Below are 21,271 nucleotides of genomic sequence, written 5' to 3'. Positions count from 1 at the left end.
TACCCGCTGGGGTGTTTGTCTCAGGACGGCCGGCGCTTGTTGAGCCACAGAAGGCCCAGGACCGGCAGGACCAGGGGGACGAAGCCGTAGCCACGTCCGAACAAGGACCACACGGTGTCGTGAGGGAAAGCAACCGGATCAAAGAGGCTGATGGCTCCCACCACCAGCACACCAATAAGCTCGGTGAGAACAGCGGCCACAGAAACCTTGAACCAGGTCCGGCCGGGCTTCGCCAGGGAAACGGTGGCCACAATGTAGACCACGGCCGCGAAAGCCGACAGGATGTGCGCCAAGGGCGCTTCTGCAAACTTGGTGGCGATCTGGTAACCGGCACGTGCCGTGGCGGACAACGCGAAAATGGCGTAGACCGCAATCAGCAAGCGTCCGGGCCCCGTGTTCCGGGTGTCCTTCTTCTGAGGCTGCCGGTTCGCCGGGTTGGTCTCGGTTCCAGTCACGGTGTGTTCTTCCTTCAAGGTCAGTACCAGATCTGATTCATGCGGGCGGCCATCACCAGCGCCGTAACGCCCACTGCTGCCAGGACGAAATTACTCCAGCGGGTTCTTTCAAGGATGGCCCAATAAACGGCCCCCAACGGAATCATCATGGCAACAATAAGGTAGCCCCAGAACTCCCATGCTTCGCCGGCCATCTGCTCGCCCATGGCCACACGGACGATGGAGCCCACCAGATACACCACCAGTACCAGCTCAACGGCGAGGACGGAGAAAATGGTGGGATCGTTAGGGGGTTTCTTCATCAGGCCGGCCACGATGCACATGATGGTGGACACCAATCCGACGATCAGGATGGCGTAAAAATATCCGTCCATGGCTACTTGGCCTGCCCTGCCTCGGCACCAGCGCCAGCACCGGTCCCGTTTCCAGGGGCAAAGACCAGCACTGGTTTGGCAAAGTTGCCGGTGTCTGCCAGCAGCGCCACCAGCTCTCCCGACGGCGCGAACGCTGCGGCAGGCTTCTCTGCCGTAGCTGCATCAGGTGTTCCTGCTCCCGGTCCGGCAGCTATCCGGCGGCCGAAGGAGATCTCTGTGGTTTCTTCCTCGCTCAGTTCCCGGTTGGGCATCAGAGCGCGGGCGGCGAGGGACATGTCCAGAACTTCCAGTTCTTCTGCCAGTTCCTCCAAGGTGCGGGCCTGATCAAGGGAGTACGGGCCGACCTGGGTCCTGCGCAAGGCTGTCAGGTGGCCTCCCACCTCCAAGGCGTTGCCGAGGTCACGCGCCAACGCCCTGATGTAGGTCCCGGAAGAACATTCCACGGTGACATCGACGTCAACTACCCTGCCGTCGTCGATTCTGGAGACGGAGTGGATCTCAAAGCGGTGGATGGTGACCGGGCGGGCAGCGAGCTTGACCTCTTCACCGGAGCGGACCCGGGCGTAGGAGCGTTCACCGTTGACTTTGATGGCACTGACGCTGCTGGGAACCTGTTCAATGGGTCCGGTCAGGGCAGCGACACCGGCTGCTATGGCGTCCTCGGTCACGTCCGCTGCGTTGCGGGCCTGGGTAACCTCACCCTCGGCGTCGTCGGTGATGGTGGTCTCACCCAACCGGATGGTGGCGGTGTAGGTCTTGGAGGTACCCACGATGTACGTCAGCAGGCGGGTTGCCTTGTTGATGCCCAATACCAGGACACCCGTGGCCATGGGATCAAGGGTGCCCGCATGCCCCACTTTCCGGGTGCCGGCCAGCCGCCGCATCCGGCCAACCACATCATGGCTGGTCCATCCCTGCGGTTTGTCAACGATTACCAGTCCAGAAAGCACGCTTACCAGTATATGGGTGGCTAGGATGGCTCCCATGCCTGAGCTTGCTGCGCACGTCCGCGACGTCCCCGTGAACCAGATCCGTGAGATCACCGAAGCTGCCTGGTCCACCCCCGGAGCGATAGTCCTCAGCATCGGAGAGCCGGGCTTTGCCCTCCCCCGGCACGTCCTGGATGCCGGCATCGACTGCCTTGACCGGGATGAGACCAACTACACACCCAACGCCGGGATTCCTGCCCTCCGCGAAGCCTTCGCCGCCCGCTTCCGTGAACAACAAAGCGTTGATATTGGCGCTGAGCGTGTTTACGTGGTGGACGGCGCCCAACAGGGACTGCACTTCGCCATGAGCCTCCTTTTGGCCCCGGGCGACGAGATACTCATTCCCAACCCCGGGTACCCCACCTTTGCCATGACCAGCCGGCTGCTGCATGCCGTGCCCGTGCAGTACCCGCTCTACCCGCACAACGACTTCCAGCCGCACATTGAGGACATCGAGGCCCTTATTACGCCAAGGACACGGGTGCTTGTGCTGAACTCCCCGTCCAATCCCCTGGGCGCGGTCATCAGCGAAGAGGCCACCCGCAAGCTTGTGGAGCTGGCCGTCCGCCACGACCTCTGGATCATCTCGGACGAGTGCTACGAGGCCTTTACTTTTGATGTCCCCCACATCAGTCCTGCCCGTTTTGACAGCGATGTCCCCGGCGAAGCCCGGGTTTTCACCTCGTTGACCCTGTCCAAGACCTACGGGCTGACGGGCCTCCGGATCGGGGCACTGATTTGCCCGCCAGGCCTTGAGCCGAAGATGAACAACGTGATGGAGTCGATAGTGTCCTGCGTGGCCTCTCCTTCGCAGTACGCCGCCCTGGCTGCCCTGACCGGCCCGCAGGACTACGTCTCCCAGGCGCGCGATCATTACCGGAGCAACCGTGACGCAGCATCAGCGGTCCTGACAGAAAAGGGAATACCCTTCCTGGGAGCTCAAGGAGCGTTCTACCTGTGGGCGGATGTTTCCCATGTGAGCGGTGGTGATGTCCGGGCGTGGGTGCGGGCGTTCCTGGCGGAGTCCGGCGTTTCCTTCGCTCCCGGTACGGCCTTTGGGTCGATTGGCGAGGGATGGATCAGGATCGCGCTCTGCGGAGCGGAACAGGACCTGCTCGACGGCGTCAAGCGCCTGCCAGCCAAGCTCTAGATTTCGGGGACTCTAGTACGCCGTCCGGTGGGTGTGGCTGCGCCACGCTTCGAAGGGTTCATCTGAAGCGGCCAACGAGGCATGCTCCACGGGCAGCAGCTCTGGCCGGGTGCCGGCAAAATACTCATAGAACACGGCGTCATCGAAGCCCGCTCTTGCAGCACCGTGGCGGTCTGCCGCGAAGTAGACGCGCCCGATCCTGGCCCAGAGCGTGGCAGACAAACAGAGCGGGCATGGTTCGCAGCTTGCGTAGAGAACCGAACCTGTGAGGTCGAAGCTCCGCGTGGCTGCTGCGGCCCGGCGGATCGCCACCACTTCAGCGTGCGCCGTAGGATCGTGGTCACGCGTTACCCGGTTCACTCCCTCATGCACGGCACCGTCCGGGGTGACCACCACGGCGCCGAAAGGGCCGCCGCCGTCGGAAACGTTCCGAACGGCCAGCTTGATGGCCAGGTTCAGGTATTCATCACGTTGCTGGGCACTGTGCGGCGACATGCTCCGATCCTAACGAGTTTTTGTACAGCAAATGCCCCTAAGAAGGCTCCGTAGGGGCATTTACTGTACAAAATCTCGTCAGAATCAGCGGTTGTGGTCCTCGTCGATGTCCTCGGGAGCATCAGCCTTGTAGGGGTCTGATTCACCAGCATGCTTGGCACTGGCAGCCAGTGCGGCTACCTCTGCGTCACGACGCTTGGCTTCACGGAGCAACTCCTCAAGGTTGGAGGCATTGACCGGAATCTGGTCAGCCACGAACTCGAGAGTTGGAGCGAGGCGAACAGTGATGTTGCGGCCCACTTCCTGCCTCAGCACACCCTTGGCCTTCTCCAGTGCCCTGGCAGCATCCGCCTGGGCCACCTCGTCACCGAAGACCGTGTAGTAGATGGTGGCGTGCTGAAGGTCGTTGGTGACGCGGGCGTCGGTGACCGTAATGGACTCGACGCGCGGATCCTTGACCCGACGTCCGAGGGCCTCAGCAACAACCACCTTTATCCGCTGTGCCAGCTTGGCAGCGCGTGCGGGATCAGCCATGACTTCCTCCTGGAAAGTAGAAAAGGGAACGGAACGGGTCCGCCGGGGTTACCCGACGGACCCGTTCCATACGGAACCTAGCTGCGCGGCTTTTCGCGCATTTCGAAGGTCTCGATGATGTCGCCTTCAGTGATGTCATTGAAGGAACCAAGACCGATACCACACTCGAAGTCGGTGCGGACTTCGGTGGCGTCATCCTTGAAGCGCTTGAGCGTCTCAACGGTGAGGTTGTCACCGATGACCTTGCCGTCGCGGCTGACACGTGCCTTGCTGTTACGGCGGATGATGCCCGTGCGGACGATCGAGCCGGCGATGTTTCCGAACTTGGAAGAACGGAAGACTTCGCGAACCTCGGCGGTACCGAGCTGGACTTCTTCGTATTCCGGCTTGAGCATGCCCTTGAGAGCCATCTCGATGTCATCGATTGCTGCGTAGATGACCGAGTAGAAGCGCATGTCCACGCCTTCACGGTCAGCCAGTTCGGCAACACGCTCTGCCGGCTTGACGTTGAAGCCAATGATGATGGCGTTGTCCACCGTGGCGAGGTTGACGTCGTTCTGCGTGATGGCACCCACACCGCGGTGGATAACACGAAGCTGAACGTCGTCGTCTCCGACGTCGATCTTGAGCAAGGCGTCTTCGAGGGCTTCCACGGCACCGGACACGTCACCCTTGAGGATGAGGTTGAGGGTGTCGATCTTGCCTTCTGCAACAGCTTGGTCGAAGTCTTCCAGGCTGATGCGCTTGCGACGCTTGGCCAGTGCGGCGTTGCGATCGGCAGCTTCACGCTTCTCAGCGATCTGGCGGGCCGTACGCTCGTCAGGAGTCACCAGGAAGGTGTCACCTGCACGCGGCACGTTGGACAGGCCGAGAACCTGAACCGGGCGGGACGGCAGTGCGACATCGAGTGCCTCACCGTTCTCGTCGAACATGGCGCGGACGCGGCCGTGAGCCGTACCGGCCACGATCGTGTCGCCCACTGCCAACGTTCCGGACTGGACCAGGACGGTGGCAACTGCACCGCGGCCCTTGTCCAGGTTCGCTTCGATGGCGATGCCTCGAGCGTCCTTGTCCGGGTTGGCGCGCAGATCCAGCGCGGCATCGGCCGTCAGCAGGACAGCGTCGATCAGTTCGTCGATGTTGAGGTTCTGGCGGGCAGAGACCTCAACGAACATGGTGTCGCCACCGTATTCTTCCGGAACCAGTCCGTACTCGGTCAGCTGACCCTTGACCTTGTCAGGGTTGGCGCCTTCCTTGTCGATCTTGTTCACTGCGACGACGATCGGCACGTTGGCTGCCTGGGCGTGGTTGAGTGCTTCCACCGTCTGCGGCATAACGCCGTCATCGGCTGCAACAACCAGGATCGCGATGTCAGTGACCTTGGCACCACGTGCACGCATGGCCGTGAAGGCCTCGTGACCGGGGGTGTCAATGAAGGTGATGTCGCGGGCCGTGCCCTCGTGGACGTGGCTGATCTGGTAAGCACCGATGTGCTGGGTGATGCCACCGTGCTCGCCTGCAACAACGTTCGAGTTGCGAATGGCGTCCAACAGGCGGGTCTTACCGTGGTCAACGTGACCCATGACGGTAACAACCGGTGCGCGTGCCTCAAGGACATCGTCACCTTCGGCGTCGAGTTCGTCCTGGATGTTGATGTCGAACTGATCCAGCAGCTCGCGCTCTTCATCCTCAGGGGAAACAACCTGGAGCTTGTAGCCAAGTTCGGCGCCAAGCAGGCCAAAGGTGTCTTCGTCCAGGGACTGCGTAGCCGTTGCCATTTCACCGAGGTGGAACAGCACGGTCACCAGCGAAGCGGGGTTTGCATCGATCTTCTCGGCAAAGTCCGTGATGGAGGAGCCGCGACGCAGGCGGATGATGGTCTCGCCGTCACCGCGGGGTACCGATACGCCGCCCAGCGACGGAGCACTCATCTGCTCCAGTTCCTGGCGCTTTGCACGCTTCGACTTGCGCTGCTTGCCACGACCGGCGCCGCCCTTGCCGAAGGCACCCTGGGTACCACCGCGACCGCGGCCACCCTTGCCGAAGCCACCGCCTGCGGGAGCTCCGCCACCGGTACCTGCACCGGGTGCGCCACCGGGACGACCGGGTCCGCCACCGGGACGGCCTGCGCCACCCGGACGGCCTGCGCCACCGGGGGCCGGACGCTCAGTGCGGTTGGGCATCATGCCCGGGGTAGGACGGTTTCCGGCACCGGGGCCGCCGGCGGGACGCGGTGCGCCCGGACGGGGTGCGCCGGGACGCGGTGCGCCCGGACGGGGTCCACCGGTACCAGCTGCAGGACGAGGTCCACCTGCACCTGCAGCGGGACGGGGACCACCGGGGCGTTCGCCATCGTTGCGGCGTTCGCCTCGGGGCATGCCCTGGGACGGTGCAAACGGGTTGTTACCCGGACGCGGCGGACGATCTCCATCGCCACCACGGCCCCGGGGCATGCCCTGGGATGTTGCAAACGGGTTATTGCCCGGACGGGGACCGCCGGGACGGGGAGCCTGGCCGCCTTGACGTGCCGGAGCCGGAGTCTCTGCCTTGGGGGCAGGACGGGCGCCGGGCTTGGCAGAAACCGGGGTGGACGCCGCAGGAGCTGCGGGCGCAGCGGGAGCTGCCGGCGCAGGTGCCGACGGTGCTGCCGGTGGAGCCTGGAAGGTAGCTGCCGGTGCTGCCGGAGCGGGGGCTGCAGGTGCCGGGGCCGGAGCCTTCGGAGCTGCAGGTCCAGGTGCCGGGGCGGCCGGACGGGATGCTGCGGGGCGGTTGGCCGCCGGAGCTGCTGCGGGAGCGGCGGCCTTGGCAGCGCCGGCACCCGGATAGGCGTCGCGAAGCTTCTTCACGACGGGGGCCTCAATTGTTGAAGAGGCGGAGCGAACGAATTCGCCCAATTCCTGCAGTTTGGTTACTGCATCTTTGGAAGTAATACCGAGCTCTTTGGCGAGCTCATGTACGCGGACCTTGGCCACATTTCTCCTGTCTCGGTCCGCACCGAGCCAGGCACGAACCGTCTACTTCTTACTGCGGGCCTTCGCCGCTTGCGCGATTGAAAGGCCCATTGCAGAGCGCAACAAAGTTGTCATCGTTACGCACTCATCGCTGGGAACTCATCGGGTTTCCATCAGTTTTCTGACCCGCTTTCAGGTTTGGACGGTTTTCCTGCGGCGGCCTTCGCCTCCACAAGTGGCGTACCGGGCATCAAATATCGTTCCACGGCGCCTGCATCGGAAGCACCCGCCAGGGCTCTTCCGAATGCTCGCCGCTTGATTGCCAATGCCAAGCACTTTTCGCTGGGATGCAGCCAAGCACCCCTGCCAGCCATCCGGCGTCGAACATCGACCAGGACGGCGGAGGAACCGCTGCCTTGGGCGACCAGCCGGACAAGCTCGGACCGGGAGCCTTGCTTCCGGCATCCGATGCACGTGCGAACAGGCCCATGGCCAGGTTCAAGCAGTTCAGCCACGACGTGTCCAACCTGCCTTACGCTACAGGCACCCGACGGGCCCCGATCCTGCGCATGCAGCTGAGGCACGCCAAGGCGCGCGAATACCGGAGGTAAACCCGGTTCCATCTAGTCTAGCCCCCCGGCCCCGGTCTCCCGAAACCAAAGACGCCGCCAGCGCGGCGCTGAACCGGCGGCCCGGGCCGCCGGTTCAACCGCTAGTCGGTCTTGGCCGGAGCCGCATCCGAGACGATATCGATGCGCCAGCCGGTCAGCTTTGCTGCGAGCCGGGCATTCTGGCCCTCTTTGCCGATCGCCAGGGAAAGCTGGTAGTCGGGCACTACTACACGCGCCGAGCGGGTTGCCTCGTCCGTGATAGTGACCGAATTCACTCGGGAGGGAGAGAGCGAGTTGGCGATGAACGTGGCGGGGTCGTCACTGAAGTCAACGATGTCGATTTTTTCGTCGTTGAGCTCGGTCATGACCGCACGGACACGGGAACCCATTTCGCCGATGCAGGCACCCTTGGCGTTAATGCCGGCAGTGTTGGCTTTGACAGCGATCTTGGTCCGGTGACCGGCTTCGCGGGCCAGTGCCACAATTTCAACGGAGTGATCCGCGATTTCCGGAACTTCCATTTCAAAAAGCTTGCGGACCAGGCCGGGGTGCGAACGGGACAAGGTGATGGACGGACCCTTGGCGCCACGGTGCACATCCACCACAAAAGCACGCAAGCGGCTTCCGTGGAGGTACTTCTCGCCCGGAACCTGCTCAGGCGGGGGCAGCAATGCTTCCACTGATCCAAGATTGACCTGGATCATGTGCGGGTTGTTGCCCTGCTGGATCATGCCGGCCACAAGTTCGCCTTCACGGCCCTTGAACTCGCCCAACACGTTGTCATCTTCCACATCGCGAAGGCGCTGGAGAATGATCTGGCGGGCTGTGCTGGCAGCGATGCGGCCAAAACCGGCCGGAGTGTCCTCGAATTCGCCGATGGGCTCGCCGTCGTCGTCGATTTCCGTCGCCCAAATAGTTACGTGACCGCTTTTGCGGTCCAACTCCGCACGGGCCTTCTCGAAGGCTCCGGGCGTCTTGTGGTACGCCACCAGCAATGCTTGCTCGATGGTGGGAATCAGGAGATCCAGCGGGATTTCACGCTCACGCTCCAGGAGTCTCAGTGCGCTCATGTCAATATCCATTAGGCCTCCTCGGAAGGTCCGTTGTGCTCGTCTTCCAGCGCAGCCTCGTGGAGGTGGCTGAATTCAATCTCGACTTTTCCTTGGCGGATCCTGTCGAAAGGAATAGTGATGGGTTCGCCTTGCTTGGGCTTCATGCCCTTCTTGACCTCGTGCTCGGGGATGAGCGTTACGGCGTCGTCCCCCACGGAGGCAATGCGGCCCAGAAGGTTATCGCCCTGGATGACGTTGACCCTGACCATTCGGCCGCGGGCACGGTGCCAGTGACGCGGTTCAGTCAGCGGGCGGCCCACTCCGGGAGAAGAGACCTCAAGATCGTAGGGACGGCCGTCGTCATGGGGATCATTGTCCAGGATGTCCGAGAGTCCGCGTGAGACCTCGGCAATGGCGTCAAGGCTGACGCCTCCGGTTTCTTCCTGGGGAAGGTCCACTACGACGTGGACCGTCCGGTGTGAACCGGCAACGTGGATGGAAACATCCTCGAGGTAGAGCCTGTTGGCAAGGACAGCCGGTTCAAGCAGCGCCCTGAGCCTGCTCTCTTCCGGGTTGTGGATGGTGGCCGTTGAGTTCGATTCAGAACGGTCTGTTGAAGTCGTGGCTTCCGAGTCACTCACGTTGCCCGCCGCCTCCCGATAGATGTTGTTGTGACTACTAGCCTAACGATTTTCCCGCGAACATGGTGCACGGAGTTCCTCTTCCACGTGACACCATGGTCTGTTGTGAATGGGGAGACAAGTGAAAAACGACGACCACTGCCTTGGGGCCGTGTTGTGCTGGTTGCTGTGGTGGCACTGCTTGTTGCAGGCACCGGAATAGTCCTGATTCCGCGTGATTCCGGCACTCCCCCGGTGCTCTCGTTCTCCGAAACGGCGCGTCTGGAGGCATTGGAAGACGCACTGCTGCTACGGGAATCTGCCACCACCTTGGTTGCGTCCGCCGCTCCAGGCGCCGGAACGGCCGGGCCAGGCAACACTGTGACTTTGCTGACAACCCACGCCCAAGCGTTGCTGGACCCTCATAACGACGGCACCTCATCACCAAGCGCCGCTCCCGCGGGTTCTGCGCACACTGTTTCAGCTACCCCCGGCAACCGCGCCACCTTCCTGGCCGGGTTGGCCGGCAGCGGGTGGAAGCGTTTGGAGGACGCACGGGAGGCCGACGGCGGGATCGCCCGTCTTCTGGCCGCCGTCGGATCCGCGCAGGTACTTGAGGCCGAAAGGCTCGCTGCCCTGTGGCAGCTGCCGCTGCCGGAGAAGGCCACTGCTGTTGGGCCCAAAGCTCCCGCGGCAACACCTTCAACCGCCTCATGCCCCTCAGCCAGCCCCACCCCGGAGCCTGGTTCTGCTACCACCGATACCGCCCTGGCGGCAGTGGTCCGGACACAGCAGGAAGCTATCTACGTCTACCAGGTGGCGCTGAAAAGGTTGGATGAGACGAAGTCCGCGGCCGCTTTCAAGCATCTGGAAGGACACGAGGTACTGCTCCGACAGGCCGAATCCTTCACCAGCGCCAACTGTGCGGATGTACCCGCCAGCGTGCCCGGCTACCGGCTGCCCCCACAGTTCAGCCAGGATCCTGCGGGCTTTCTTGGCACCGTTGAACTGGCTTCCCTGCCACGGTTCGGCGATCTGGTGGCATTGTCCACGGAGAGCACACGTAGTTGGGCGATCGAGAACCTGCTGGCGGCTGCGCGCAGGTCCCTCGCCTGGGACGCACCGTTGCCGGCCCTGCCGGGACTTGTGCTCGAGGCGGGCCAGCTGCCCCCGCTGCCGACTCCCGGCTCCTCGAAAGCCACCGCTTCAACGCTTCCACTGGGCGGATAGGACAGCCTAGCCATGCTGGTCAGGACCAGCTTGCCGGTGCTTGGCTTGATGCATGGCTTCTGCAGAAACTGCCACTACGCATGAGAACGAACCCCATCGGGACGATCTGGCTCACCGGCTGAACTGGTTGCGGGCAGGCGTCCTGGGCGCCAATGACGGCATCGTTTCCGTCGCTGCGATCGTGGTGGGTGTGGCAGGTGCCACCACCAACACCGGAGTGATTCTCTCGGCGGGCGCCGCCGGCCTTGTAGGTGGCGCCATCTCCATGGCTTTGGGCGAATATGTATCCGTCAGCAGCCAAAGCGACTCCCAGAAAGCGTTGATCGAGAAGGAAAAACGTGAGCTGGCCGAGCAACCCGAGGACGAACTCGAAGAGTTGGCCGCCATCTACGAGTCCAAGGGGCTCAGCGCCAAGACAGCCCGGGTTGTGGCGGAGGAACTGACCGACCATGATGCCCTGGCCGCCCACCTCTCGGCCGAGCTGAACATTGATGAAGATGACATCGTCAGTCCGTGGAACGCAGCCCTGGCATCCGCCGTCGCCTTTACGCTGGGGGCCGCCCTTCCCATGCTGGCCATCCTGCTGCCTCCGCCGGGCATTCGTGTTCCCCTGACCTTCATTGCTGTCCTCCTGGCCCTGGCGATCACCGGCGCCGTGGGTGCATGGATCGGCGGTGCCTCCCGCATCCGTGCCGCGGTCAGGGTGGTGCTCGGCGGGGCTTTGGCACTGGCGGCCACATTCACGATCGGAACCCTGTTGGGGGCCAGCGGCGTTTTCTAGGGTTCGCGCGGCGACGCGGAGTTAGGCTGATGGCGTGAACCTGCACGCAATGATTCCCATCCCGGGCGACCTCCACGCCCGGTACAACCGCAACTCGGCGGGCAGGGATTGGCTGGCCAGCCTCCCGGGGCTCATTTCCGATGCGTTGGACCGTTGGGACCTCACAGTGGACCTGGTGCCGGGGGAAGAGCCCTGGAACGGCCATGGGGCCTTGGTGGTGCCCGTTTCCCAGCAGGGCAAGCCCGCGGCCCTGAAGATCGCGTTCCCCCACGAAGAAGCCCTGGTTGAGCGCTACGCACTGGCCCTGTGGAACGGTCACGGCGCGGTCCGCCTCCTCGCCTCGGATGACGCAAGTTGCTCCATGCTGCTTGAACGCCTGGATGCCTCCCGCTGGCTTCAGGACGCCCCTCTGGAGGAAGCCAGGGACGCGTGGGGGGACATCATGCGCAAGCTCTCCATCCAGCCGGACCTCCGGGGAGAGTGGCGGTTATTTGACCATGTTGCTGCAACCGCCGAGCGGTGGAGTGATGAACTGCCTGCCGAGTGGGACCGCCTGGACCGCCCGTTCCCCCGGTGGTTGCTGGAAGCGGCCCTGGAGGTGTGCCAGACCCGTGGGGCCGTAGGGCGCCGCTCCGGCACAGATGTTCTGGTGCACACGGATCTTCACTTCATGAACATTCTTGCCACCCCCGACGCCAAGAAACCGTCCCTCCGCAGCGACTATCTGGCAATTGATCCACAACCACAGATCGGCGAGGCTGAGTTCGCGGTGGCCCCCATCCTGTGGAACCGCATCCACGATCTTTCGCGGACGGATCCGGAGGCCGCGCTGCTGGAGCGCTGCCATGACTTCAGCCGTGCCGCCGGATTGGATCCGGACGTCGCCCGGCAGTGGAGCATCGCCCGGGAGGTTCAGAATGCCCTGTGGTACGCAGCGAAGCCCGGGCATGCCGGTGACCTCGCCCGTTCCCTCTGGGTGGCCAGCACCCTGGCCGGAAACACCCTCGATTCCCTGCCCCGGGCACACGATCTCCCCGATCCCGGCGAAGCGGCCTGAGGCCATGGTCTTGAAGGTTGCGCTGATCGGTTCCGGGGCTATTGGATCACGGGTGGCAGAACTGCTCGACGCCGGTGCCGCCCCAGGCGCAGAACTTACCGGTGTTGTTCCCCGCGGTGACACAAGGACCGGCTTTAGTTTCGAGGCAGCACTGGAGCTGGCCGACGTGGTGGTTGAATGCGCCGGCGTTGCAGCAGTTGAGGAGTTCGGTCCCCGGCTTATTGCGGCCGGAAAGGACCTGCTGGTCACCTCCATCGGAGCCCTGTGCGATGCTTCCCTGCGCAAGGCATTGCTTGAGGACGGTCCCGGCCGGACGTTCCTCACAACGGGGGCTTTGGGCGGACTGGATGCGATTACCGCTGCCGGGGCAGGCGGGACCATTAGCCGGATCACCGTGGAATCGCGAAAACTTCCTGCTGCTTTGATTCAGCCATGGATGGATGGTCAAACGCGGGCCGACCTTCTCAGCGCCACCCATGCCGTGGAACTGCTGCGCGGTGGTCCGTCCGAGTTGATCAGAGCCTTTCCCAAATCCACCAACGTGGTCTCCGCATTAGCCCTGGCTGCCGGCAACTGGGACGTTGTGCAAGCGGTGCTGATCGCGGATCCGGCAGCCAAGCAAACGTCCCACCACGTGAGGGCCGAGACCTCCCTGGGCACCTTTGACATCCGTGTGAGCAACGAGGCTTCCCCTGGGAACCCGGCATCCAGCGCCTTGGTGCCCCACGCCGTCGTCCGCGGTTTGAAGACTCTCGCCAACGCCAGCGGAAGCTTTATCTGAAGTCTTCCGCGGCGGCTCTACCCTGCAAAGTTCTCATTCCAGACGTCGGCGCCAAGTTTGATGATCAGTGCCGCCACCACCACCAGGAAGACGATTCGCACAAACTTGCTGCCCCTTGCCACAGCTGTTCTGGCCCCAAGGTAGCCGCCGGCCATATTTGCCAGCCCAAGGACCAGCCCCACGCCCCACAGCAGTGAGCCGTGCGGGAGGAAGAAGATCAAAGCTCCGGCGTTGGTGGCCATGTTCACGATCTTGGCCTTGGCACTGGCCTCAAGGAAGGCATAGCCCATGGCCGACACGAGCGCGATCACCAGGAAAGACCCGGTGCCGGGGCCAATCAGGCCATCGTAGAAGCCAATGACAGCGCCGATCAGGCACGCCACTACGTAATGCTTATGGCCATCGTGGCGGAGCGCAGTCAATTCACCGGCGCTGGGGCGAAGGGCCGTGAACACTGCCACAGCAATCAGTGCCACCACAATGATCGGCTTGAAAACGCTGGCAGGAAGTGACGCGGCAAGTATTGCGCCGCCAAAACTTCCGGCCAAAGCTATGACCGCCATGGGAATGGCGGTCTTCAGGTCCGGCCCAACACGGCGATAGTAGGTAACGGCGCTGGTGGTTGTCCCGAAGACCGACCCCATCTTGTTCGTAGCCAGGGCCTGCACAGGGGTGATGCCCGGGACCAGCAGCAGGGCGGGGAGCTGGATCAGCCCCCCGCCTCCTACTACGGCGTCAACCCAACCGGCTGCGAACCCAGCAACCACAATCAGGATGATCGTGGTGAGCTGGAGTGATTCGAAGCCGGAAATCACCGGGTTCGTACGGCGTTGACCACGTAATCCACGGCCTTGTCCACCGAAACGTTCTCGGCTTCACCGCTGCGGCGGTCCTTGATCTCAACGACGCCGTCCACCAGGCCCCGGCCAACAGCCAGGATGGTGGGCACGCCAACGAGTTCGGCGTCGCCGAACTTCACGCCGGGAGAGACCTTGGGACGGTCATCGAAAATGACGGCAAGGCCCGCAGCTTCAAGCTCCGTGGAAAGCCTCTCGGCGGCCTCGAAGATCTCATCCCCGCGACCAACGGCAACGACGTGGACATCTGCCGGGGCTACGGAGCGCGGCCACACGAGGCCGCGGTCGTCATGGTTTGCTTCAGCCAGGGCTGCGACGGCACGCGTTACACCCACACCGTAAGAGCCCATGGTGACAACCTGCTGCTTGCCGTTCTGGTCCAGGACTTTCAGGTCCAAGGCCTCGGCGTACTTGCGTCCAAGCTGGAAAATGTGGCCCATTTCGATTCCCCGTGCAGTTTCCAGCGGCCCGGAGCCGTCCGGAGCGGGATCTCCGGCACGGACGTCAGTGCTCTCGATGACGCCATCCCAGCCGAAGTCCCGGCCTGCCACCAAACCGAAGACGTGCTTGCCCTCAGCATTGGCACCGGTAACCCAACTGGTACCCGAGACAACACGGGGATCCACGAGGAAGAGAACTTTGGAGGACCCTTCAAGGCCCAGCACCGGCTCATCCAGCGACAAGCCGGGACCAATGTAGCCCTTGACCAGCCACGGCAGCTTCTTGAGGTCCTCTTCGTTGGCAGCTTCAAGGCCGATTTCACCGGCGATGGGCAGGTGGGAACCGATGTTGGCTTCCACGCGCTTGAGGTCCACGCCGCGGTCTCCGGGTACACCGATCACCACGATCTGGCGCTCACCCGTGGGCAGCGTCACGGCAAGGACAACGTTCTTGAGCGTGTCCGCGGCAGTCCAAGCGCCGCCGTCGGACTCACTGCGCGGAGCCAGCTGGTTGGCGGCGTCCACCAAAGTCTCAATGGTGGGAGTGTTCGGGGTGTCCAGGACCTGCGCGGCCGGAGCGTTGCTGAAGTCGATCTCATCCGGAACCACGGTGGTCACCGCTTCGACGTTGGCATAGTAGCCACCAGCCGAGCGGACGAACGTATCCTCGCCGATCTCTGTGGGGAACAGGAATTCCTCGCTCTTGGACCCGCCCATGGCACCGGCAGTGGCTGCTACGGGGATGACGTCCAGGCCCAGGCGCTCGAAGATCTTCAGGTAGGCAGCACGGTGCGCGGCGTAGCTTGCATCCAGGCCGGCGTCATCGATGTCGAAGGAGTAGGAGTCCTTCATGATGAACTCGCGGCCACGGAGGAGCCCTGCCCGCGGACGGGCTTCATCGCGGTACTTGTTCTGGATCTGGTACAGGCTCAGCGGCAGGTCCTTGTACGAGGAGTACAGGTCCTTGACCAGGAGCGTGAACATTTCCTCATGTGTGGGGGCCAGCAGATAGTCCGCGCCCTTACGGTCCTGAAGGCGGAAGAGGCCTTCACCGTATTCGGTCCAGCGGTTGGTGGCTTCATAGGGTTCGCGGGGAAGCAACGCCGGGAAGTGGACTTCCTGGGCTCCAATGGCGGACATCTCCTGGCGAATGATGTCCTCCACCTTCCGCAGGACACTCAACCCCAGCGGCAGCCACGTGTAAATGCCGGGCGCGGCGCGGCGAATGTAACCGGCGCGGACCAGGAGCTTGTGGCTGGCTACCTCGGCGTCGACGGGATCTTCACGCAGGGTGCGCAGGAACAGCTGGGAAAGGCGAAGGACCACGGGTACGTATCCGTTTCTATGGCAGATGTGGCAAAAACAACTGTCTACTAATCTACCGGCTGACTGCGCAGCCTCTTGAACTGGCCCGCACGGCATCCGCCGGAGCCCGGACACAGAAGAGCCACGCCCTCGCGGTGGAAGCCCCTGGCCGCTGACGGCTGGTCATCCTGCGATGGCGTGGCTCAACGGCCGGCCGGCCGCAGACTCTGTCCGGGGACTAGAGTCCCGTTCCCTCCAGCGGAACGGGATCTGCTGCGGCTGGGAAGCATTGCTTATTGCCGAACACGCGGATGATGCGGGCGCTCACGGCACCCTTCAAGGTCATTGTCACGATTCCCCCTTAACCATCCGCACCCCAACGACACGGCTTGGAAAGAACCTATGTGATCGCAGACACATTTTCAAGGATTGCTGCGGCGTCGGGTGGCGACCCTTGACCATCCTGCCCACCGGCCCTACCTTTAATTCATCAACTGGTGAATTACTGGAGCCCCCCGGAGGCCCGAATGACACCCTTCCCAACAGCCATTGAGGCAGCAGGCCTCCGCGTGGACCGCTCCCGCCGCGAAATCCTCAAAGGCCTGGACTTCAGAGTTCACGCCGACCGGATCACAGGTCTCCTGGGTCCCTCCGGCAGCGGCAAGACCACCCTCATGCGGGCAATCGTCGGGGTTCAAAGAATCACCCGGGGTAGCCTCACCGTCCTCGGCCAGCCCGCAGGCAGCGCACAGCTCAGGCACGACGTCGGATACGTCACCCAGGGAGCCAGCGTGTACGCGGACCTCAGCGTGCAGGCGAACGTGCGGTACTTCGGTGCCATGCACGGCGCGACGGCGGCAGACGCTACCGAGGCAATCGCCGCCGTCGGACTTGAAGACTTCGCCGGACAAAAAGCAGCCGACCTGTCCGGCGGACAATTCAGCCGGGTCTCCCTGGCCTGCGCCTTGGTTGCCCACCCGAAACTGCTGGTCCTGGACGAGCCCACCGTTGGGCTGGACCCGGTACTCAGGGCCGAATTATGGGATCGGTTTGCGGCAATGGCAGCGGCCGGAACCACCCTGCTGGTCTCCAGCCACGTCATGGAGGAAGCATCGCATTGTTCCTCGCTGTTGCTGCTGCGCGACGGTGGGTTGCTTGCACAACTCACGCCTGCCGAACTTGCCGAACGCGGCCGGAGCGAGGACCTGGAGCGGGCATTCCTGACCATCATCAAAGCCGCTGACTCCAACAGCAATGGCCCTGGGCCCGGCATCAACAGGGCTGGACAGGGCAGGCAAGAACGCCAGGTGAGATCATGAACCTGCGCATGACCCTTGCCACTACCGCCCGCGTCCTGGGACAACTCAGGCACGACCACCGCAGTGTCGCGCTGATTCTGGTGGTCCCCGCGCTGCTGTTGACGGCGGTCTATTTCCTCTTCGAGAACGAGACTCTCCCTCCGGGATTCCCGCGAACCTTTGACCGCGTCGGGCTGATGATGCTGGCCATCTTTCCCTTCGTCGTGATGTTTCTGGTCACGTCCATCACCATGCTGCGGGAACGCACCTCCGGCACCCTTGAGCGCCTCCTGACCACACCCATCCACAAGGCTGACCTGCTCTTCGGTTATGCTCTCGCTTTCTCGCTGATGGCCGCCCTGCAGTCCTTGGTGGCGACGGCTGTGGCCTACTGGATCTTCGATCTGGACATTGAGGGAAGCCCCGGCTTCGTGGTGATGATCGCTGTCATCAATGCCGTCCTGGGCGTCGCTTTGGGACTTCTGTGCTCTGCGTTTGCCCGAACAGAGTTCCAGGCGGTGCAATTTATGCCCGTGGTGGTTGTTCCGCAGATCCTGCTGTGCGGCCTCTTCGTTGCCCGGGAGGACATGAACGAGGTCCTGGACGCCATCTCCGGGGTTCTGCCCCTCACCTTCTCCGTGGATGCGCTGCAGGAAATCGCGCGAAACGCCGACGCCACGGCGGTGATGTGGCAGGACGCGCTGATCATGGGTGGAATCGTGGTGGGAGTTCTGGTCCTGGCATCACTGACACTTCGCCGGCAAACCCGATGAGCCTCCCCCAAACCCGCCGAGGCCGCCGAAGCGCAGGAGATCATTCACGCGAGGCCATCCTCGCAACGGCACGGAAACTCTTCGCTGAGCAGGGATTCGAAGGGACGAGCCTGCGGCAGGTGGCTCGCGAGTCATCAGTGGATCCGGCAATGGTGCACCATTTTTTCCGGGGCAAGGATGAGCTCTTTGCCGCCAGCGTGGAGTTGCCCGCCGACCCCGCCGAAGTACTTGCCGGCGTCGAAACCCTGGACCCTGCCGTGAGGGCCCAAGCGATTGTCAGGGCCGTCCTGCGGCTATGGGAGGGCCCTGCCCAGCACGGAATGGTGGCCTTCGTCAGAGGAACCATAGGCTCCAAGGCCAAGACGGCGCTCATGAGGGAGATGGTCAACCGCACCATCCTGTCCAAAATCATGGCAGGTCTGCCCGGTTCGTCCGAGGAAGTACGTGTGCGGGGCAATCTCGTGGCAACACAGGTGGTGGGGCTGATGCTGGTCCGCTACGTGATCCGGCTGGAGCCGTTGGCGTCGGCCGATCCGGACGACGTGGTCCGTTGGGTTGCGCCCAACATCCAGCGTTACCTCACGGGGGATCTGGACACTCCCACATAGGTGGCAGTTGTGGCTCTTCCCCAGACAGGGAGGAGCCACAACTCACAACGGATTACTTGATGAGCTCTACGGCTTGATCCAAAAGGCTGGTCAGGTTGGCCATGGCAGCGTCCTCGGAAGACCCACCGGTTGCAATGACTGAAACAAGCACGTCGTGCTTAACTGCCTGCGACATGAGAACCGACCCTTTCTCCCCGGACGCCAACTCCGTATCCACCCGGTAAACAAACAGCGCGTTCGCGGGCTTTTTTCCAGCCAGGTCGGTCAAGGTGACAGTACTGGAGCCTGTAGGGGCCGACACAGTCATGGTGCTGCACTCGGACACTTGGTCCAGGCTCTGTTGCGCTTTTTCCAACGCCCCCTTCTCCAAGCCTGTGCTCAATGAGATCGAGCTGATGCTTCCGGAGGCAACGTCCTGGCTCACGCCGAACGTGGCCTCCACGCCCGTTGTTGGCTGGGCAAGGGAGCCCATGGCGATGTCTCTGCAGGCGGCTGGCTGCACTTCAGTTTGGGCCATGATGGCTTTGGTCTGCTCCATTGTGCCGGACATGTCCGCACTGGACATGACGCTTAGCTTGGTGCCCTGCTTGTCCTTGATCTGCCCGAGGACTGTGGTCAGTTCCGCGAGGGTGTACTGCTTTTCCGACGTGGCTGCCGGCGTAGGCGTGGGCGTCGCCGTCTCGCTTGCCGGAGCGGATGCAGCTTCCGTGGAGGTACCGGCACCCCCGCATGCGGTGAGGCCCATGACCAACAGTCCTGACACAGCAAGACCACGCATCGCATTTTTATTCATTTGTTGTTCCCCAGGGAAGTTCGAGTGATTGGTGGCGTGCGCCAACCGAGACAAGACTACAAGCAGCGGGCAGCGGGGCTAGAACAGGACCGTGGCGAAGGTTCCCACTTGTTCAAAGCCCACCCGCTCGTAGGTGGCCCGGGCTTTGGTGTTGTAGTCATTGACGTACAGGCTCGTCACCGGGGCGAAGGTACGGGAGAGATTGACGACGGCGGCCATGTAGCCTCCGCTTTGGCCGCGGCCTCGCAACACGGGATTCATCCATACGCCTTGGACCTGGGTGACGTCCCGTGTAACTGCCCCCAGTTCGGCCTTGAACACCACTGTGCCGTCGGCGTCGATGTGGACCAGCGAGTGGCCCTCCCGGATGAGCCCTGCCACGCGCCTGCTGTAGAACTCCTGCCCTCCGAGGAAGGGAGAGTAGCCCACCTCTTCTTCGAACATGGCCGCGCAGGCTGGCAGGATGCGGTCGAAATCGGCCATGGTGCCGAAGGTCAGGGACGGATTGCCGCCGATGACCGGTGGACCGGAAATAGTGAGCAGGGGTTGCTGGGAACGGACTTCATGGGCAGCGTGGCCCAGCTGTTCGAAGCGCGAATAGAGGGCCATGACTGTTTCGGCCGGTCCGAAGATGGACGCGTAACGGCGTCCTGTCTCGTGGGCGGCTGTGGCCACATAGCCTGCCAGGCCGGGATCGAGCTGCACCGGGACCAGGTTGGCACCCGCCCAGGAGCGTTTGTCCCTCAAAAACTCCGAAAATACAGGCGCCGCCGCCGGTGGGCGCCGCCGAACCAGTACTCTCCAGGTGGGCCAGGATGAAGACGTTAGCCACCACGTCCTCGCTTGCAAGCGCGCGAAGAGCCAGGGTGTCGGCACTGCCGAGCACCCTGACTCCCAAGCCGTTCTCGTTACGAGACGCTAACCACGGGGCTACCCTTGACAGCATCTTCGCCATCGGCCTCCCCCATCTCTTCGGCGATGCGCATGGCCTCTTCGATCAGTGTCTCAACAATTTCGCTCTCAGGCACAGTCTTGATGACTTCGCCCTTCACGAAAATCTGGCCTTTACCGTTTCCGGAGGCCACTCCCAGATCCGCTTCACGGGCCTCACCGGGACCATTGACGACGCAACCCATGACGGCCACACGCAACGGAATTTCCATGCCTTCCAACCCCGCGGTGACCTGCTCGGCCAGCGTGTACACGTCCACTTGGGCGCGGCCACAGGACGGGCAGGAAACAATCTCAAGCTTGCGCGGGCGAAGGTTCAGGGACTGCAGGATCTGGTTGCCCACCTTGATTTCCTCCACGGGAGGAGCAGAAAGGGAAACGCGGATGGTGTCGCCAATGCCGCGGGACAGCAGTGCACCGAAAGCCGTGGCCGACTTGATGGTGCCCTGGAATGCCGGTCCGGCCTCGGTCACACCAAGGTGCAGGGGCCAGTCGCCTTTCTCAGCGAGCATCTCATAAGCGGCCACCATGATCACGGGGTCGTTGTGCTTGACGGAAATCTTGAAGTCGTGGAATCCGTGCTCCTCAAAGAGGGAGGCTTCCCAAACGGCGGACTCAACCAGGGCTTCCGGAGTTGCCTTGCCGTATTTCTTCATGATGCCGGGCTCAAGGGAGCCGGCGTTGACGCCGATCCGGATGGAGGTTCCGTGGTCCCGGGCAGCCGCAGCGATTTCCTTGACCTGGTCATCGAATTTGCGGATGTTGCCCGGGTTCACCCGGACTGCCGCGCAGCCGGCTTCAATTGCGGCGAAGACATACTTCGGCTGGAAGTGGATATCCGCGATCACCGGAATCTGGGACTTGCGGGCAATGATGGGCAGCGCCTCGGCGTCATCGGCAGACGGGCAGGCAACACGAACGATGTCGCAGCCAGAAGCGGTCAGCTCAGCAATCTGCTGGAGCGTTGCGTTGATATCCGTGGTGGGGGTGGTGGTCATGGACTGAACGCTGATGGGCGAGTCAGAACCTACGCCAACGGATCCGACCTTGATCTGACGCGTCTTACGGCGCGGGGCAAGGACGGGGGGTGGGGCTGCTGGCATTCCCAGGCTGACCGAGGTCACGTGGACTCCTTGGGTTGGGGTGGATCGGTGGTGGTGGAGGAT

The 21,271-nt window shown here is 63.0% G+C and carries 22 protein-coding genes and 1 pseudogene; 9 read left to right on the top strand and 14 right to left on the bottom strand.

Translation table 11 applies throughout. From position 1 onward, the window contains the following. Positions 1–20 precede the first annotated feature (20 nt). Genes ABI796_RS07360 through truB form a run of 3 tightly spaced genes read right to left on the bottom strand, consistent with a single transcriptional unit; the run spans position 21 to position 1,779 of the window. Positions 21–455: a hypothetical protein gene (locus ABI796_RS07360; RefSeq protein WP_246095812.1), complete on the bottom strand. Its 435-nt coding sequence runs from the start codon at positions 453–455 to the stop codon at positions 21–23. A gap of 20 nt (positions 456–475) precedes the next feature. After that, entirely contained in the window at positions 476–829 is a 354-nt protein-coding gene (locus tag ABI796_RS07355; protein ID WP_141283944.1) for a hypothetical protein, read from the bottom strand. Between the two features lie 2 nt (positions 830–831). After that, positions 832–1,779 (bottom strand): tRNA pseudouridine(55) synthase TruB, encoded by a 948-nt coding sequence (truB, locus tag ABI796_RS07350; protein ID WP_218028014.1) that lies wholly within the window; start codon positions 1,777–1,779, stop codon positions 832–834. A gap of 34 nt (positions 1,780–1,813) precedes the next feature. On the opposite strand from truB, the gene ABI796_RS07345 reads away from it, so the two are divergent. Continuing rightward, on the top strand, positions 1,814–2,968 hold the full coding sequence (locus ABI796_RS07345; RefSeq protein ID WP_174754559.1) for a pyridoxal phosphate-dependent aminotransferase: 1,155 nt from the start codon (positions 1,814–1,816) through the stop codon (positions 2,966–2,968). A gap of 12 nt (positions 2,969–2,980) precedes the next feature. Here the strand turns inward: ABI796_RS07345 and ABI796_RS07340 are convergent, their stop codons facing one another. The 4 genes from ABI796_RS07340 to ABI796_RS07325 all read right to left on the bottom strand — a co-directional run bounded on the left by ABI796_RS07340 (position 2,981) and on the right by ABI796_RS07325 (position 7,376). Beyond that, the gene (locus ABI796_RS07340; protein ID WP_141283950.1) at positions 2,981–3,463 is read right to left on the bottom strand and encodes a nucleoside deaminase; all 483 of its coding nucleotides are present in this window, start codon (positions 3,461–3,463) and stop codon (positions 2,981–2,983) included. A gap of 84 nt (positions 3,464–3,547) precedes the next feature. After that, positions 3,548–3,997, bottom strand: coding sequence for a 30S ribosome-binding factor RbfA (gene rbfA / locus ABI796_RS07335; protein ID WP_141283952.1), 450 nt, complete (start codon positions 3,995–3,997; stop codon positions 3,548–3,550). A gap of 77 nt (positions 3,998–4,074) precedes the next feature. Then, a complete protein-coding gene (gene infB / locus ABI796_RS07330; protein ID WP_141283954.1) occupies positions 4,075–6,969 on the bottom strand; it encodes a translation initiation factor IF-2 in 2,895 nt (964 codons plus the stop codon). 152 nt (positions 6,970–7,121) lie between these two features. After that, positions 7,122–7,376 (bottom strand): YlxR family protein, encoded by a 255-nt coding sequence (locus ABI796_RS07325; RefSeq protein WP_246095819.1) that lies wholly within the window; start codon positions 7,374–7,376, stop codon positions 7,122–7,124. Between ABI796_RS07325 and ABI796_RS07320 the strand changes: the two genes are divergently transcribed. Then, on the top strand, positions 7,296–7,559 hold the full coding sequence (locus tag ABI796_RS07320; RefSeq protein ID WP_246095820.1) for a hypothetical protein: 264 nt from the start codon (positions 7,296–7,298) through the stop codon (positions 7,557–7,559). The two genes, ABI796_RS07325 and ABI796_RS07320, sit on opposite strands and share 81 nt — an antisense overlap. A gap of 101 nt (positions 7,560–7,660) precedes the next feature. On the opposite strand, the gene nusA is transcribed toward ABI796_RS07320, so the two are convergent. Together nusA and rimP are read right to left on the bottom strand one after the other, a co-directional pair. After that, complete coding sequence (gene nusA, locus ABI796_RS07315) at positions 7,661–8,641, bottom strand: transcription termination factor NusA (RefSeq protein ID WP_141283957.1); 981 nt, start codon at positions 8,639–8,641, stop codon at positions 7,661–7,663. Continuing rightward, positions 8,641–9,252 (bottom strand): ribosome maturation factor RimP, encoded by a 612-nt coding sequence (rimP, locus tag ABI796_RS07310; protein ID WP_141283959.1) that lies wholly within the window; start codon positions 9,250–9,252, stop codon positions 8,641–8,643. The genes nusA and rimP overlap by 1 nt, the downstream gene beginning before the upstream one ends. Positions 9,253–9,408: 156 nt before the next feature. Between rimP and ABI796_RS07305 the strand changes: the two genes are divergently transcribed. Genes ABI796_RS07305 through ABI796_RS07290 form a run of 4 tightly spaced genes read left to right on the top strand, consistent with a single transcriptional unit; the run spans position 9,409 to position 13,080 of the window. After that, positions 9,409–10,461, top strand: a complete 1,053-nt coding sequence (locus ABI796_RS07305; protein WP_246095813.1) for a DUF4439 domain-containing protein — start codon at positions 9,409–9,411, stop codon at positions 10,459–10,461. Between the two features lie 52 nt (positions 10,462–10,513). Beyond that, entirely contained in the window at positions 10,514–11,242 is a 729-nt protein-coding gene (locus ABI796_RS07300) for a VIT family protein (RefSeq protein ID WP_141283963.1), read from the top strand. 34 nt (positions 11,243–11,276) lie between these two features. Next, complete coding sequence (locus tag ABI796_RS07295) at positions 11,277–12,299, top strand: aminoglycoside phosphotransferase family protein (RefSeq protein ID WP_246095814.1); 1,023 nt, start codon at positions 11,277–11,279, stop codon at positions 12,297–12,299. A gap of 4 nt (positions 12,300–12,303) precedes the next feature. Further along, the gene (locus ABI796_RS07290; RefSeq protein WP_170224932.1) at positions 12,304–13,080 is read left to right on the top strand and encodes an aspartate dehydrogenase domain-containing protein; all 777 of its coding nucleotides are present in this window, start codon (positions 12,304–12,306) and stop codon (positions 13,078–13,080) included. A gap of 17 nt (positions 13,081–13,097) precedes the next feature. On the opposite strand, the gene ABI796_RS07285 is transcribed toward ABI796_RS07290, so the two are convergent. Continuing rightward, positions 13,098–13,895 (bottom strand): TSUP family transporter, encoded by a 798-nt coding sequence (locus ABI796_RS07285; protein WP_141283967.1) that lies wholly within the window; start codon positions 13,893–13,895, stop codon positions 13,098–13,100. Then, a complete protein-coding gene (locus tag ABI796_RS07280; RefSeq protein ID WP_141283969.1) occupies positions 13,892–15,703 on the bottom strand; it encodes a proline--tRNA ligase in 1,812 nt (603 codons plus the stop codon). Before ABI796_RS07280 ends, ABI796_RS07285 begins: the two co-directional genes overlap by 4 nt. A gap of 506 nt (positions 15,704–16,209) precedes the next feature. On the opposite strand from ABI796_RS07280, the gene ABI796_RS07275 reads away from it, so the two are divergent. Genes ABI796_RS07275 through ABI796_RS07265 form a run of 3 tightly spaced genes read left to right on the top strand, consistent with a single transcriptional unit; the run spans position 16,210 to position 18,361 of the window. After that, on the top strand, positions 16,210–17,001 hold the full coding sequence (locus tag ABI796_RS07275) for an ABC transporter ATP-binding protein (RefSeq protein WP_141283971.1): 792 nt from the start codon (positions 16,210–16,212) through the stop codon (positions 16,999–17,001). 8 nt (positions 17,002–17,009) lie between these two features. Continuing rightward, positions 17,010–17,753, top strand: a complete 744-nt coding sequence (locus tag ABI796_RS07270) for an ABC transporter permease (RefSeq protein WP_141284021.1) — start codon at positions 17,010–17,012, stop codon at positions 17,751–17,753. After that, positions 17,750–18,361 carry a TetR/AcrR family transcriptional regulator gene (locus ABI796_RS07265; protein WP_141283973.1) on the top strand — a complete coding sequence of 204 codons (612 nt, stop codon included), beginning with the start codon at positions 17,750–17,752 and terminating at the stop codon, positions 18,359–18,361. The genes ABI796_RS07270 and ABI796_RS07265 overlap by 4 nt, the downstream gene beginning before the upstream one ends. Before the next feature lie 52 nt (positions 18,362–18,413). On the opposite strand, the gene ABI796_RS07260 is transcribed toward ABI796_RS07265, so the two are convergent. The 3 genes and pseudogenes from ABI796_RS07260 to ispG all read right to left on the bottom strand — a co-directional run bounded on the left by ABI796_RS07260 (position 18,414) and on the right by ispG (position 21,229). Then, positions 18,414–19,154, bottom strand: coding sequence for a hypothetical protein (locus ABI796_RS07260; protein WP_141283975.1), 741 nt, complete (start codon positions 19,152–19,154; stop codon positions 18,414–18,416). Between the two features lie 78 nt (positions 19,155–19,232). After that, positions 19,233–20,100, bottom strand: a pseudogene (locus tag ABI796_RS07255) (DUF4081 domain-containing protein). After that, positions 20,063–21,229: a flavodoxin-dependent (E)-4-hydroxy-3-methylbut-2-enyl-diphosphate synthase gene (ispG, locus tag ABI796_RS07250; protein ID WP_011774258.1), complete on the bottom strand. Its 1,167-nt coding sequence runs from the start codon at positions 21,227–21,229 to the stop codon at positions 20,063–20,065. Before ispG ends, ABI796_RS07255 begins: the two are co-directional and overlap by 38 nt. Positions 21,230–21,271: the final 42 nt, after the last annotated feature.

The organism is Paenarthrobacter aurescens (assembly GCF_041549525.1).
GTDB lineage: Bacteria > Actinomycetota > Actinomycetes > Actinomycetales > Micrococcaceae > Arthrobacter > Arthrobacter aurescens.
Note: the sequence above shows the minus strand (reverse complement) of the source record. Positions and strands in the feature narration are given on the sequence as shown.

Bases quoted from the DNA above. Each gene is read 5' to 3' on its own strand.
- ABI796_RS07340 (WP_141283950.1), bottom strand. From the start codon at position 3,463: ATGTCGCCGCACAGTGCCCAGCAACGTGATGAATACCTGAACCTGGCC.
- ABI796_RS07275 (WP_141283971.1), top strand. From the start codon at position 16,210: ATGACACCCTTCCCAACAGCCATTGAGGCAGCAGGCCTCCGCGTGGAC.
- ABI796_RS07290 (WP_170224932.1), top strand. From the start codon at position 12,304: ATGGTCTTGAAGGTTGCGCTGATCGGTTCCGGGGCTATTGGATCACGG.
- ABI796_RS07260 (WP_141283975.1), bottom strand. From the start codon at position 19,154: ATGAATAAAAATGCGATGCGTGGTCTTGCTGTGTCAGGACTGTTGGTC.
- ABI796_RS07345 (WP_174754559.1), top strand. From the start codon at position 1,814: ATGCCTGAGCTTGCTGCGCACGTCCGCGACGTCCCCGTGAACCAGATC.
- ABI796_RS07300 (WP_141283963.1), top strand. From the start codon at position 10,514: ATGGCTTCTGCAGAAACTGCCACTACGCATGAGAACGAACCCCATCGG.
- rbfA (WP_141283952.1), bottom strand. From the start codon at position 3,997: ATGGCTGATCCCGCACGCGCTGCCAAGCTGGCACAGCGGATAAAGGTG.
- ABI796_RS07265 (WP_141283973.1), top strand. From the start codon at position 17,750: ATGAGCCTCCCCCAAACCCGCCGAGGCCGCCGAAGCGCAGGAGATCAT.
- ABI796_RS07320 (WP_246095820.1), top strand. From the start codon at position 7,296: ATGCAGCCAAGCACCCCTGCCAGCCATCCGGCGTCGAACATCGACCAG.
- ABI796_RS07355 (WP_141283944.1), bottom strand. From the start codon at position 829: ATGGACGGATATTTTTACGCCATCCTGATCGTCGGATTGGTGTCCACC.
- nusA (WP_141283957.1), bottom strand. From the start codon at position 8,641: ATGGATATTGACATGAGCGCACTGAGACTCCTGGAGCGTGAGCGTGAA.
- ABI796_RS07270 (WP_141284021.1), top strand. From the start codon at position 17,010: ATGACCCTTGCCACTACCGCCCGCGTCCTGGGACAACTCAGGCACGAC.